The following is a 13423-nucleotide window of genomic DNA, read 5'->3' on the forward strand; positions in this document are numbered from 1 at the left end:
CGGCACCGGCGCGGGGAAACCGCCCCCCCCCCCCCCCTTTTCCCCCCCCCTCCCCCCCCCCCCCCCCCTCCCCCCTCCCCCCCCCCCCCCCCCCCCCCCCCCCTCTTCCCCCCCCCCCCCCCCCCCCCCCCCCCCCCCCCCCTCCCACCCCCCCCCCCCCCCCCCCCCCCCCCCCCCCCCCCGCTCCCCCCCCCCCCCCCCCCCCCCCCCCCCCCCCCCCACCGCCGTGTGCTCAGCCGTTGGCGAGCGCCCGGACCCGGTCGAGGGCGCCGTTGAACTTGTTGTGGTCGCCGACCGTCGGCCCCGACGAGGTGTACTGCCACATGGTGTGGAAGCCCCAGCCGGCCGGGAGTTCACCCGGGCTGGTGTTGTAGCGGGCGATCCACAGCGGGTTGCTCGCGCCGAAGCCGCTGTAGTTGCCGGTGCACTGCTTCCACCAGCTCGTCGCGGTGTAGATCACCGCGTCGCGCCCGGTGCGCGCCTTGTACGTGGTCAGGAAGTCGCGGATCCAGCTCACCATCCCCGACTGCGACTTGCCGAAGCAGGCCGCCCCGTACGGGTTCCACTCGATGTCCAGGGCGCCCGGCAGCGTCTTGCCGTCACGGGACCAGCCGCCGCCGTTGTCCACGAAGTAGTTCGCCTGCGCGGCACCGCTCGTGGTGTCCGGCGTCGCGAAGTGGTACGCGCCGCGGATCATGCCCACGTTGTACGAGCCGTTGTACTGCTGGGCGAAGTAGGGGTTCTTGTAGTACGTGCCCTCGGTGGCCTTGACGTAGGCCCACTTCACCCCGCTGTTCCAGAGGGTCTGCCAGGCGACGTTGCCCTGGTGGCTGCTGACGTCGACGCCCTCGGTCTGGGTGGCCTCACCGCCGGAGGGGCGGCCGCCCTGGCCGTCGTGCTCGATGACGCCCTGGCCGAGGCGGGCGGAGCCGCGCGGCGGGACGTCGTCCGCCTGGGCCGGTGTGGGGAGCGTGAGGAGGAGGGAGAGCGCGGAGAGTGCTGCGAGGAGAACCCCCGCCGGCGACAAGCGCGAGCGGCGGGCCGATCCGGGTCTGTGCACGGGCATGTGCGTGCCTCCGATGGCCTCGGTGGTGCTCGGTGGGGACCTGTCGACATGCCACGGCGACTGCCGTGGTGTGAACATGTCACTTGAAAAGCTACGCACGTAGACCGCCGCCGGGGAAGAGGGGCAAGCCGCTGCCGTTGGTCCACTCCTGTGACGGAGGCGCCGGAGCGGCACCGTTCCGACCTTGCGAAATACTGGTCAGGCCGCTGTCGCCGCGACCGCGGCGGGGAAGCCTTCCGGCGGAAACTTTCAGAATCGGGAAAGCGGGACATGAGTGCTGCAGAAGAGGGCGTGCGGGGCGGGGACGGCGCAGCCGCCGAGCCGGGGGCGGACCGTGAGTTCCTCTCCCTGGAGCGGGAGTTGACGCTCCTGATGCGCCGGGCGCGGGCCTCGTCCGGTGAGATGGCGCGCCAGGTCCACCCCGACCTGGAGCCCGCCGCGTACGGCCTGCTCGTCTGCCTGGACGACGGGGGGCCGCAGCGGGCCACCGAACTGGCCGCGTACATCGGCGTCGGCAAGGCGACCATGAGCCGCCAGCTCCGGGCCATGGAGGAGCTCGGCCTCGTCTCCCGCGAGCCCGACCCGGCGGACGGCCGCGCCTGGCTGATCCGGCTCACCCGCGAAGGCCGCACCCGCTTCCGCACGGTCCGCGCCGCCCGCCGCGCCCAGTACGTGCGCCGGCTCCAGGACTGGGACCGCGCCGAGGTCGCCGAGCTGGCCCGGCTGCTCGGCCAGCTCAACAGCAGCGCCGAGGGCTGAGGGGGCCGGGCGAAGGCCGCGGGTCAGAGCTCCGCGTAGACGACCGCCGCGTCGTCGTGGCGCTTGCCGCGCGGGAAGGCGAGGCGGTCGGGGTCGGCGAGCTCCAGCTCCCTGACCCGGTCGATCAGGTGCTGCGGGCCCTCCTTGCGGACGAGCGCGAGACAGTCGGCCCAGTCGCCCTCGCGGAACGTCTCCACCCAGCGCGACGCCCCGTCGGTCAGCGCCGCCACCGCCGTGACCTCCGTCCGCGGCGCCTCGCCGGTGACGGCGCGCAGGGCCGCCGAGGGGTCGGCCGCGGCGGTGTAGAAGCCGTCCTCGGCGTTGCGCAGGGCCTCGACCGCCGCCCCGTACGCGCGTCCCGCCACCTCGCGCTCGGCCGAGCCGCGCGGCAGGGCGCGCACCTGGTCGCGCAGCGCCCGCACCGCGGGCGGCAGTTCCGCGAGGCGGCGGTCCAGGACCGCGGTCACCCCGCCGTCGGGCCCCGCGAGCAGCAGCGCCGAGTCGGAGAGGACCAGATGTTCGACGCGCTCGGCGTCCCAACGCATGAGCACCACCGTCGCCTGTGGGGTGCGCGGGTGAGAAAGGTCACAGGTTGAACCGTGCGCTTCGGCGGTACGCGTGATGGCCTCGGCCAGCACCTCAGGGAGCGTCATATCTCGTCGCGAAGCGGACAGTTCACCCAGCGCGCCGCCCAGCCGGGCGGTGAACCAGGGGACGGAATGCGGACAGCCCACCGCACCCTCCGGCGGCGTCACGCCGTCCAGGAGAACGAGCGAACCACCCTGTCCGGACGCGGGAAGCGTGACCGACGCGTAGTCCTCGTTGGGGCGTGCGGGGTCTCCGGGCTCAGTGGCGAGTTCGATACGCATTCAGCCAGTCTGCATGAGGCATTCATCAGCCCCCTCGGGGGCGGTGAAGCGCGCCGATTTGGCCTGTACCAGCAGGTCACGCGCCGGAATTGGGCCGGAATGATCAACTCCGCCGACGTGTGGCGGCGAATACTGCCAAAGGCGTCCGGCAACGTCCAACCGGCGCCCCGAACGGGCCCGGTGGCGGCCCAGTGAGGACTTGCCCGCCAACTCCTCGCCGATGTTCACTCCTTCGGGTGGCCAGGCAGACGATGCGCGTCCGCCACCCAATGGCACTGGAATGGTCTGGAGCCGTACCTGGGGCGCACTCGTGTTGACATACCGTCATCCGGGCCCAGGTCAGCCGAGAACAAGAATGCGAGCACCGGTGCAGAAGATGCGGCCTCGGCGCAAAGGCAAGCAGACGGCCCCGGAAGGGACCACGCCGGACGCGACCAACCCGACCGAGCAAGCGCCGGAGCGCACCGTCACGGACCCCGTGACGGAGACGGACGAGGTGACGGAGGCCCCTGCCGCCGAGCCTTCGCCCGCGTCGGCCCCCACACCCAGGACGCCCGCCGGCGGCGCCCCCGCCGCCACCGAGCGGCCCACCGCCCGCGTACGCAACCGGCTGATCGTCGCCGTGGCGGTCGTGGCCGCCGCGATCGCAGGGGCGGGCGCCCCCGCCGTCATCGCCGCCTCCGACCGGCTGAACGACACGCAGAGCCTGGTGACCCTCGCCGAGCAGACGCAGCAGGCGGTCTCCCTCGGCCACTCGCTCGCCGACGAGCGCGACGAGGTCACGTCCTTCATCGCCGCGGGCCGCCCGCAGGGCAGGGGTCTCTCCGAGAGCCGCAGCGCCCGCGTGGACCGGCAGATCGACGAGCTCCGGGAGGCCGACGCCCCCACCGGGCTCCGCGGCGACCTCGCCGACATCGCCGCCGTCCGACGGGCCGCGCTCACCGGCAAGAGCAGCGCCCTCGACGCCCACGAGGCGTACACGAAGGTCATCACCGAACTGCACGGCTTCACCCGCGACCTGGCCGAGCGGCTGCCGCCCGAGGCCAACGAAGGGGCCTTCGCCCTCGTCGACCTCGACCACGCCGTCGAGCAGGCCGCCGCCGCCCGCGGCCTGCTCCTGGCCGCCCTCGCCGTGCCGCGGCCGGCCTCCACCACGCCGGGCGTCGACCCGGTGACGGGGCTGCCGAGCACCGTCACCGAGGAGTCGCCGGAGGCCGCGAAGCGCCGCGAAGGGCTCAGCGCCGCCGCCCAGCAGGCCCGTACCCGTGAACTGGCGGCGCTCGCCGACTTCTCGGACACCGCGGACGACCCCGCCCGCGCCACGTACGAGTCGACGGTCACGGGCTCCGACGTCGGCGCCGCCGAGAAGTACCTCAAGCGCCTCACCGACCAGCCGACGCTCTCCGACGCCGAGCTGGCCTACGACCCCAAGAAGCTCGACGCGGCCCTCTCCGCCCGCATCGAGCTGATGCGCGGCACCGAGTCCGCGCTCGGCGTCGAGCGCACCAAGCACCTCGCCCAGCTCCGCGACGACGACGTCACGGCCCTGGAGATCCGGGTCGCGCTCATCGGCGTCTGCCTGCTCGCCGCCGTCGGCGTCTCCATGGCCATGGCCCGCTCGCTGACCCGGCCGCTCGCCGTCCTGCGCCTGGGCTCGGCCCGTCTCGCCACCGAGCCCGCGCCCCAGGAGCCGATTCGTTTCACCGGCCGCGACGACGAGTTCGCCCAGGTCGTACGCTCCGTCAACGCCCTGCACGGCCACGCCGCCGCGCTCACCGAGCGTCTGACCACGCTCGAAGCCGACCGCAAGCACCTCATCGGCAAGCGCCGGACCATGGCCGACGAGCGCGACGCCCTCCGTGCCGAGCTGGCCGAGGCCTCCACGCACCTGGACCGCGTACGCCAGTCCATCCACGGCACGTTCGTGAACCTGGCCCTGCGCACCCTGGGCCTGGTCGAGCGCCAGCTCGCCGTCATCGAGAACCTGGAGGACCGCGAGCAGGACCCGGAGCGTCTCTCGACGCTCTTCAAGCTCGACCACCTCGCCACGGTCATGCGCCGCCACAGCGAGAACCTCCTGGTCCTCGCGGGCGCCGAGCACGGCCACCAGAACCCCGGCGCCGTCCCGCTGGTCGACGTGGTGCGGGCCGCCGTCTCCGAGATCGAGCGGTACGAACGCGTCCGCATCGCCACGCTGCCGCCGCACGCCCACATCGCCGGCTTCGCCGCGGACGACATCAGCCATCTCACCGCCGAGCTCCTGGAGAACGCGACCTCGTTCTCGCCGCCGGACGCCCCCGTCGAGGTCTCCGGCTGGCTCCTGGAGAACGGCGAGGTCATGCTCTCCGTGCAGGACGAGGGCATCGGCGTCGCCGAGGACCGCATGCGCGAGCTCAACGCCCGCCTCACCGACTTCGACCCGGACGACGCGTACGACCAGGAGAGCGGTGACGGCCTCGGGCTCGGCCTCTACGTCGTGGCGCGGCTCGCCGCGCGGCACGGGGCCCGGGTGCGGCTGCGGGAGCAGAAGCAGGGCGGCACGGCGGCGGTCGTGGTGCTGCCCAAGTCGATCCTCGCCGCGGCGCCGGACCTGGCGGGGGCGCCCGGCGGGGTGGTCACCCCGGGCGCGGCCGGGGAGAGCGTCGTTCATCTGCCGGGCTCGGAGGCCGAGGCCAACTCCAACGTCATCCCGGGCCGGCTGACCGCCGTTTCGGAGGACGGCGGCGACCCGCTGATCGCGGCGGCCGAGCGGACCCTGGAGACGGCACTCCCGAAGCCCGAGCCGCAGGTTGACGCGAGCGAGCCCGAGCCCGAGCCCGAGCCCGAGGCCGAAGCCGCGCCCGCGCCCTCGTCCGAGACGACCATGGAGCTCGCGCCGCCCCGCGCACCTGAAGCGGACCCGCAGCAAGAGCCGACACCGGAACCCGAGCCGACACCGGAACCCGACCCCGAGGCGGCCCCCAGGCCGCCCAAGTGGGAGCGCGTCACCGACAAGGGCCTGCCCAAGCGCACGCCGAAGATCACCGCGCCCGCGGCCACCGTGCCGAGGCCGCGCGGCGGCTCCGTGGACGCCTCGGCGCTCCGCCGCCGCCTCGGCGGCTTCCACCAGGGCGCGGAGAGCGGCCGGCGGGACGTGGAGGCCGAGATCGCGGGGGAGGAGCCGGCCGAGACACCGACCACGTCAGACCCGGCGCAGCGCGACGAACCGTCGCAAGGTAACGAAAAGAACGTAAAGGCCGCAGACGTAGACGTAATGGGGGACTCAGTCGAGGAGGCAAGCAGTTGACTGCGCCCATGCGCACGCCCAGTTCTTCCGTCGCACCCGCCGAATCCGCCGCACCCGCCACGTCCGGCGGCAGGACAGGACCCGGGCAGTACGGCCTGAGCCGTGAAGCCCGCAATCTGCACTGGCTGCTGACGAACCTCGTGGAGGAGGTGCCCGGGATCCTCTCCGTCGCGGTGGTCTCGTCCGACGGACTCCTGCTGCTCTCCTCCGACCCCGGGCAGAACGCCGAACGCCCCTCGGCGGCCCCCAAGGGCCCCAAGGGGTCCAGCGCCGACCTCGCCACCATCGTGTCCGGACTCGGCTCCCTCACCGTGGGCGCCGCCAAGCTGATGGACGGCGGCCCGGTCAAGCAGACCGTGGTCGCGATGGAGGAGGGCAGCCTCTTCGTCATGTCGGTCAGCGACGGTTCGCTGCTCGGGGTGCACGCCACCCCGGACTGCGACATGAGCGTCGTCGCGTACCACATGGCCCTCTTCGTCGGCCGCGCCGGACACGTCCTCACCCCCGAACTCCGCAGCGAGCTGCGCCAGTCGCTGGAGAACGCCCGATGAGCGGCGGGAGCGGCGGCCGTGCGGCGCCGAAGCTGCCCCAGCGCGGCGGCGCACGAAAGCCCGCCCGCGTGCGGCCCTACTCGCTGACCGGCGGACGGACCCGCTTCGGGCACGTCCTGCTCGTCGAGACCTTCGTGGCGAGCAACGCGGCCATCGAGGCCCCCGACGAGCGCCTCGAACTGACCAAGGGCACGTCCCGTGTCATGCCGGAGATACAGGCGATCGTCGAGATCTGCCGCCGCATGCGCACGGTCGCGGAGATCGCGGCACTCCTCAAGATGCCGCTCGGCGTGGTCCGCGTACTTCTGAGCGACCTCGCCGACCAGGGAAAGATCCGGGTGTACGGAACGGGCCACGGCCCGGGCCGGCCCGACCGCGCACTGCTGGAAAGGGTGCTGAGTGGACTCCGCCGTCTCTGAACTCCTCGAGGACGAGGGTCAGCTGCAGCCCTGGCAGACGGACACGTCACGCGCCCCGATCGCCACGAAGATCGTGGTGGCGGGCGGCTTCGGCGTCGGCAAGACGACGCTGGTGACCGCCGTCTCCGAGATCACGCCCCTCCAGACGGAGGCGCTGATGACGCAGGCGAGCGTCGGCACCGACGACCTGAGCGACACACCGGAGAAGACGACCACCACGGTGGCCATGGACTTCGGCCGCATCACGCTCAACGACGACCTGGTGCTCTACCTCTTCGGCACGCCCGGACAGCAGCGCTTCTGGTTCATGTGGGACGACCTGATGCGCGGCGCGATCGGCGCCGTGGTCCTCGCCGACACCCGCAGGCTGTCCGACTGCTTCCCGGCCCTCGACTACTTCGAGAGCTGTGGCCTGCCGTACATCGTGGCCGTGAACCACTTCGACGGCAGCCAGGAGTTCGAGGCCGCCGATGTGCGCGAGGCGCTGACCGTGCCGCCGCACATACCCGTACTGATCATGGACGCGCGCCAGCGGATCTCGGCGATCGAGGCGCTGCTCGCCCTGGTCGGCCACGCGCTGGACGTCGCTCCCGAGTGACGACACCCCCCCACAGCCTCACCCCAGCCTTTTGTGAACGTACGTAGGAGTAGTGCCCTCATGCGGAAGATACTTGTCGTGGGAGCCGGTCAGTCCGGGCTCCAGATCGCCCTCGGACTCCAGGCCCAGGGGTACGAGGTCACCCTGATGTCCAACCGGACGGCGGACGAGATCCGGTCCGGGCGGGTCATGTCGACCCAGTGCATGTTCCACACCGCGCTCCAGCACGAGCGGGACATCCAGGCGAACTTCTGGGAGTCGCAGGCCCCGCGGATCGAGGGCGTCGGCGTCTCCGTCGCCGGCCCCGATACCGCTCGCGTCATCGACTGGGTCGGCAAGCTCGACGGGTACGCGCAGTCCGTCGACCAGCGCGTGAAGATGGCCGGCTGGATGGAGACCTTCGCGCAGCGCGGCGGCCAGCTCGTCATCCACGGCGCCGCGGTATCCGACCTCGACTACTTCGCGCGCACCTACGACCTGGTGCTCGTCTCGGCGGGCAAGGGCGAGCTGGTCTCGATGTTCGAGCGTGACGCCGCCCGCTCCCCGTTCAGCGAGCCGCAGCGCGCCCTCGCCGTCGCCTACGTGCACGGTCTCGGCCCGCGCCCCGAGCACCCCGAGTTCGACGCGGTGCGCTGCAACCTCGTGCCCGGCGTCGGCGAGCTCTTCGTGATGCCGACCGTCACCCACACGGGCCGCGCCGACATCCTCTTCTGGGAGGGCGTACCCGGCGGCCCCCTGGACGTCTTCCAGGGCGTCAAGGACCCCTCGGAGCACCTGGCGCTGACGCTCGAACTCCTGGAGAAGTACGTGCCCTGGGAGTACGCGCGCGCCACCAAGGTCGAGCTGACCGACGCGGGCGGCACGCTCGCCGGGCGGTACACGCCGACGGTCCGCAAGCCGGTCGGGCGGCTGCCCGGCGGCGGTCTGGTCCTCGGCGTCGCGGACGTCGTCGTCGCCAACGACCCGATCACGGGCCAGGGCTCCAACTCGGCGTCCAAGTGTGCCGCCTCGTACATCTCCTCCATCGTCGAGCACGGTGACAAGCCCTTCGACGAGGCGTGGATGCAGTCGGCGTTCGACCGCTACTGGGAGACCGCCCGGTCGGTCACCAAGTGGACGAACGCGATGCTGGGCGCCCCGCCCGAGCACGTCCTGAACATCCTCGGCGCGGGCGGCCAGCTCCAGCCGGTGGCCGACCGCTTCGCGAACGGCTTCAACGACCCGGCGGACTTCGAGGACTACTTCTACGACCCGGCGAAGGCCGCCGCCTACCTGGAGGCCGTGGCGGCCGGCGCCTGACGGTCGCGGTATCCCAGGTCGCTGCCCGACGCGGCGCCCTTGGGCAGCTTCGGCGGGGTGTAGCCGCGCATGGCCCGGCCCCCGGGGTCAGGCCGCACCGCGCCGAGCACGGGGTTGGCGGCGATGGGCGAGACCTTGATCCGGGCGCCGGGCCGGGGCGCCTGGACGACCTTGCCGTCGCCGAGGTAGATCGCGACATGCGTGGCCTTGGGGAAGTAGATGACGAGGTCACCGGGGCGCAGCTCGTTCAGCGGGATGCGGCGCAGCCGCTTCCACTGCTCCTGGCTGGTGCGCGGGATGTCGCGGCCCGCGCGCTGCCAGGCCCGTGAGGTCAGCCCCGAGCAGTCGTACGCCTCGGGGCCCTCGGCGCCCCACTTGTAGGGCCGCCCGATCTGCTTCACCGCGAACGTGAGGGCTTTGTGGCCCCGCAGCGAGGGTGCCCGCTTGGCGGGGCTGCCGCCGAGCGCGCGGGTGGCGATGAACCGCTTCTGGCTGTTCTTCGCGCCCGCGTCCTCGGCCTTGCGCAGCGACGCGAGCTGGTCGCCGGTCAGCGAGGCGAGCAGCTCCTCGACCTCCTTCAGCTGCCGGACGACCGTGTTCCGCTGCTTGTTCCGCCGGGCGGCGAGAGCGGCCTGCTCGTCCACGGCCCGCTTCGCCGACGCGGCCAGCGCGTCCGCCTTTTTCGCGCCGCCGGTCATGCGCTCCACGGTCGCGGCCCGGTCGGCGGCGACCCGGCCGACCACATGGCCCTGGGCGAGGGCGTGCTGCGGGTCGCGGGCGAGCAGCAGGCGGAGGTAGGAGGAGACGTCGGTGGCCGAGGCGTTCTGGTACTGCTGGCGGGCGAGGCGGCCCGCGTCGCCCCTGCTGTCCCTGAGCGACGCGCGCGCCTCGGCGAGCCGCGCGCGCAGGCCGGCGGCGTGGGCGCGCTTCTTCTTCAGCTTCTCCGCGGTGGCGTTGTACTTCTCCGTGGCGTCCTCCGCTTTGCGGTAGAGGCGCTGAAGGTCCATCAGGAGTGCGGGCACGGAACGGTCTTCGGGGTCCGGAGCCGGCGCCGGGAGCGCCTGGACCGGGGGAGCGGCCGTGATCAGGGCGCCGACCACGGCACCCGTGCAGACCCAGCGCGGCAGCTTGCCTGACACCTCATCACCTCCGGTGCGCGGGCGGCCCTTCCGCCGCGCACCGCGAGCATCGGCCCGACTTCCGCGGTCCGCCTCCGGAAGGTGTCCGGTCGGCGCAATGAAGTCACCCGTCCAGTGGGTGACGGCGTGTCAGCTTGCGGCGGGACGCTCGGGGCCAGGAGGCCCGGAGGGCTTGGTCCACGGCCACTTCAGGCCGCCGCCCCTGTCGCCGCTCTCGTCGTACTCGTACCGCCACCGCGCGGTCAGCGAGAGGCGCCGGCCGGATTGTGCGGGCGCCCTGCGGTAGACCAGGACGGTCGGCGGGCCGCCCGCGTCGTCGGGGACGGGCACGCGGTACACCTTCGGCGGGTGCCCGGTCGGCCCGAGCAGCACCGGGAGCACCCGGCCGTCCAGGGGGCCGCCCACGAAGGGGGTCTCTTCGCTCTTCACGCCACCAGTGTCACACCACGGGCGGCGCGGGCCCTCACAGCAGGTGGGCCGCGTCGGCGACCACGGGGAGCACCCGCCGGGCGAGCCCGCCCACGGGGCCCTCGGGCGTCTCCTTGGCGAGCGCCCACCGCACGACATCGGCCGTCTGCGGGTCGCGTCCCGCCGTCGTGACGAGCACCGCCATGAACTGCTCGACCAGCATGTCCCGCAGCTCGTCCAGCGGCGGCTGCTTCTCCCCGTCGAGCCAGATCAGCGAGGCCGCCTCGACCGCGGTGATCCACATCCGTACGGTCATCCGCAGCGAGGGGCCCGGCTCCGGCACGTCCAGGTGGGCCAGGATGTGCTCGGCGGCGGCCCTGCGGACGCCGTCCACGATGGCGGTGGTCCGTGAGGTCTCCACCACGCTGCCGCCCTGGAGCAGCGCGCTGAACCCGGCGTCGTGCTGGTCCACGAAGGCGAGGTACCTGTCGAGCGCCCGCGAGAGCCGCTGGGTGAGCGGGCCCGTCGGGGGCTCGGCGAAGCACTGCTCAAGCTCGTCGGCCGCGGAGCGCAGCGCGGCCTCGTACAACTGCTGCTTGCCGCCGGGGAAGTAGCGGTAGACGAGCGGCCGGGAGACTCCGGCCTCCTCCGCGACGTCATCGAGGTTCACGTCTTCGGGCGCGCGGTGCGCGAAGAGGGACAGGGCGGACTCCAGGAGCTGCCGCCGCCGCGCTTCGACGCTCAGGCGGCGGTACGCGGGGGTGGTGGCCGGCGAGGTCATGCCTCGCAGCGTAACCGGGCGGGGCACCCCATAGGGGCGCGGGACCGTGGAGCTACGCCAGCAGCCCCGAAGACCTCCAGAGCCGCCGCCCGACCCCCCGAAGCACCCCTATGTCGTCCAGGAAGTCCGTGAGCCGCTTGGCCCCGGTCTGCATGACCTCCCTGCGGTGCCCACTCGCCCGGACCTGCGCGACGGCCTCCGCCCGGTCCAGGCCGACGTTCGTGTAGACCTCCGGGTTCACGAACGCGATGGAGAAGACCCGCGCCGCCTCCCCGCAGCTGACCCGCGTCAGCGCACGCTCCCAGCGCGGCGCGGTCACCATCTGCCGCCGCAGCTCCTCACGCGCGTACCGCACATGACGGGCCTCCTCGACCACATGGATACGGGTCACACCGCGCACCAGCGTCTGGACGCGCTCGTCGGGGAAGGTGAGCCGCTGCATCCAGTCGAGGATCTCCTCGCCGAGGAGCGTGCAGGCGAAGGAGCCGGGCGTCGTGGAGACGGTCTTCAGGACGCGCGCCAGGTTGTGGTGGAGGCGGGTGACGGGGTACGTCGGCGTCCCGCTCTTCTCGATCACGCGCGCGAACATCATCGAGTGGCGGCACTCGTCGGCGATCTCGGTCAGCGCGTAGCGCACGTGCGCGCTGGTCACCGACTTGTCGTAGATGTGCCGGACGAGGAGCTGCATCAGGATGATCTCGAACCAGATGCCCAGCGAGGTGAGGGAGGCGGCCTCGTGCCGGGCGAGGTCGAGGCGCTGCTCCTCGGACATCCGCTTCCACATCGGGGTGTCGTAGAGCGAGACGAGCTCCGGCGGCCAGAACCACTTGCCCTCTTCGAGCGGGGCTTCCCAGTCGAGGTCCCTGTCGGGGTCGAAGGAGTTCCTGGCGGACGACTCCAGGAGCCGGACGGCCACCTGCTCCCTGTCCTTGAGCAGGCCGAGCGCGTCCCGCAGCCCCTGGAGCGAAACGTCTTCCGGCACGGTCGACATGCTGGTACCTGCCTTGTCGTCGGGGGTGAGGCGCCGAAAGTGGGGTTACCGGCGGTCACCTCTTATGAGACTGCTTGTCAGTAAGGGCGTCAATCCCTCGCGCGCCACTTGTTGACCCCTTGTCCAGGAGCGTGTGAGCCTGCCTGTATGTCGACCCATGAGCTCTACACCATGCCTATCGGGGAGCCCAACTGGCAGATTCCGTCGGCCGGTTCGGCCCGTCTCAGCTGGGAGTACGACGAAGGGCGCGATCGTCTCCTGGCCCTCTACCAGAAGGGGAAGGACAAGCAGTGGGACGGTGCCACGCGCATCGACTGGGACCTGGAGGTCGACCCGCTCGACCCCCTCGGCACCCCCGACGAGTCGATGTCGCTCTACGGCACCCCGCACTGGGCGAAGATGACCGAACGGGACAAGGGGGAGCTGCGCAAGCACTACACGTCCTGGCAGTTCAGCCAGTTCCTCCACGGCGAACAGGGCGCCATGGTGTGCGCGGCGCGCATCGTGGAGTCGGCCCCCGACCTGGACGCGAAGTTCTACTCCGCGACCCAGACCATGGACGAGGCGCGGCACGCCGAGATCTACGGCCGCTTCCTGCACGAGAAGATGGGGCTGCTCTACCCCGTCAACGACAACCTCAAGTCGCTGCTCGGCGACACCCTCCGCGACTCCCGCTGGGACATGCCCTACCTCGGCATGCAGGTCCTCATCGAGGGCCTCGCGCTCGCCGCGTTCGGCATGATCCGCGACACCACGACCAAGCCGCTGCCCCGGCAGATCCTCGCGTACGTGATGCAGGACGAGGCCCGGCACGTCGCCTTCGGGCGGATGGCTCTGCGCGATTACTACAAGGAGCTCACGGACGCGGAGCTGCGCGAGCGCGAGGACTTCGTCATCGAGGGCTGCTACCTGATGCGCGACCGGCTGCGCGGCGTCGAGGTCCTGGAGAACTTCGGCATCCCCAAGGCGCAGGCCGAGGAGTACAGCGAGCAGTCAGAGTTCCTCGCGCTGTTCAGGCAACTGCTCTTCAGCCGCATCGTGCCCTGCGTCAAGGACATCGGCCTGTGGGGCAAGCGTCTCCAGGAGGCGTACGTGGACATGGGCGTCTTCGAGATGGGCGACCACAATCTCGACCAGCTCATGCTCCAGGACGAGGAGATCGCCGAGAAGCTGGACGCGGAACGCTTCGCGGCCGAGGAGCACGCGCGCGTGACGGAGGTCGGGGAGACCATCGCCGCGGGCGGCCAGGAATAGCGG

13 protein-coding genes are annotated in these 13423 nt (G+C 72.1%); 7 read left to right on the forward strand and 6 right to left on the reverse strand.

What is annotated here, in order from left to right; genetic code table 11:
* Nucleotides 1-232: 232 nt before the first annotated feature.
* On the reverse strand, nt 233-1066 hold the full coding sequence (locus tag ACZ6JY_RS39395; protein ID WP_469204215.1) for a lysozyme: 834 nt from the start codon (nt 1064-1066) through the stop codon (nt 233-235).
* A 270-nt stretch (nt 1067-1336) separates the two neighbouring features.
* Here ACZ6JY_RS39395 and ACZ6JY_RS39400 point away from each other — a divergent pair, with 270 nt between their 5' ends.
* Nucleotides 1337-1825: a MarR family winged helix-turn-helix transcriptional regulator gene (locus ACZ6JY_RS39400; protein ID WP_469204217.1), complete on the forward strand. Its 489-nt coding sequence runs from the start codon at nt 1337-1339 to the stop codon at nt 1823-1825.
* 23 nt (nt 1826-1848) lie between these two features.
* On the opposite strand, the gene ACZ6JY_RS39405 is transcribed toward ACZ6JY_RS39400, so the two are convergent.
* Nucleotides 1849-2694 (reverse strand): hypothetical protein, encoded by an 846-nt coding sequence (locus ACZ6JY_RS39405; protein ID WP_469204219.1) that lies wholly within the window; start codon nt 2692-2694, stop codon nt 1849-1851.
* Between the two features lie 376 nt (nt 2695-3070).
* On the opposite strand from ACZ6JY_RS39405, the gene ACZ6JY_RS39410 reads away from it, so the two are divergent.
* From ACZ6JY_RS39410 to ACZ6JY_RS39430, 5 genes are read left to right on the forward strand one after another with little or no spacing between them, the layout of a single operon-like run.
* The gene (locus ACZ6JY_RS39410) at nt 3071-5980 is read left to right on the forward strand and encodes a sensor histidine kinase (protein ID WP_469204290.1); all 2910 of its coding nucleotides are present in this window, start codon (nt 3071-3073) and stop codon (nt 5978-5980) included.
* Nucleotides 5981-5988: 8 nt separating this feature from the next.
* Nucleotides 5989-6531, forward strand: coding sequence for a roadblock/LC7 domain-containing protein (locus ACZ6JY_RS39415; RefSeq protein ID WP_469204221.1), 543 nt, complete (start codon nt 5989-5991; stop codon nt 6529-6531).
* A complete protein-coding gene (locus ACZ6JY_RS39420; protein ID WP_469204223.1) occupies nt 6528-6950 on the forward strand; it encodes a DUF742 domain-containing protein in 423 nt (140 codons plus the stop codon). Before ACZ6JY_RS39415 ends, ACZ6JY_RS39420 begins: the two co-directional genes overlap by 4 nt.
* A complete protein-coding gene (locus ACZ6JY_RS39425; RefSeq protein ID WP_469204225.1) occupies nt 6931-7548 on the forward strand; it encodes a GTP-binding protein in 618 nt (205 codons plus the stop codon). Before ACZ6JY_RS39420 ends, ACZ6JY_RS39425 begins: the two co-directional genes overlap by 20 nt.
* 60 nt (nt 7549-7608) lie before the next feature.
* Nucleotides 7609-8847 carry a styrene monooxygenase/indole monooxygenase family protein gene (locus ACZ6JY_RS39430; RefSeq protein ID WP_469204227.1) on the forward strand — a complete coding sequence of 413 codons (1239 nt, stop codon included), beginning with the start codon at nt 7609-7611 and terminating at the stop codon, nt 8845-8847.
* On the opposite strand, the gene ACZ6JY_RS39435 is transcribed toward ACZ6JY_RS39430, so the two are convergent.
* The 4 genes from ACZ6JY_RS39435 to ACZ6JY_RS39450 all read right to left on the reverse strand — a co-directional run bounded on the left by ACZ6JY_RS39435 (nt 8817) and on the right by ACZ6JY_RS39450 (nt 12166).
* Nucleotides 8817-9986 carry a C40 family peptidase gene (locus tag ACZ6JY_RS39435; RefSeq protein WP_469204229.1) on the reverse strand — a complete coding sequence of 390 codons (1170 nt, stop codon included), beginning with the start codon at nt 9984-9986 and terminating at the stop codon, nt 8817-8819. The genes ACZ6JY_RS39430 and ACZ6JY_RS39435 overlap by 31 nt on opposite strands.
* A 129-nt stretch (nt 9987-10115) precedes the next feature.
* Nucleotides 10116-10415, reverse strand: a complete 300-nt coding sequence (locus ACZ6JY_RS39440; protein ID WP_469204231.1) for a hypothetical protein — start codon at nt 10413-10415, stop codon at nt 10116-10118.
* 34 nt (nt 10416-10449) lie between these two features.
* The gene (locus tag ACZ6JY_RS39445) at nt 10450-11175 is read right to left on the reverse strand and encodes a TetR/AcrR family transcriptional regulator (RefSeq protein WP_469204233.1); all 726 of its coding nucleotides are present in this window, start codon (nt 11173-11175) and stop codon (nt 10450-10452) included.
* 52 nt (nt 11176-11227) lie between these two features.
* Nucleotides 11228-12166, reverse strand: coding sequence for an AurF N-oxygenase family protein (locus ACZ6JY_RS39450; protein ID WP_469204235.1), 939 nt, complete (start codon nt 12164-12166; stop codon nt 11228-11230).
* Nucleotides 12167-12313: 147 nt separating this feature from the next.
* Here ACZ6JY_RS39450 and ACZ6JY_RS39455 point away from each other — a divergent pair, with 147 nt between their 5' ends.
* Nucleotides 12314-13420, forward strand: a complete 1107-nt coding sequence (locus tag ACZ6JY_RS39455; protein WP_469204237.1) for a ferritin-like domain-containing protein — start codon at nt 12314-12316, stop codon at nt 13418-13420.
* Nucleotides 13421-13423 lie beyond the last annotated feature (3 nt).

This window comes from Streptomyces sp. NPDC046335, from assembly GCF_055587985.1.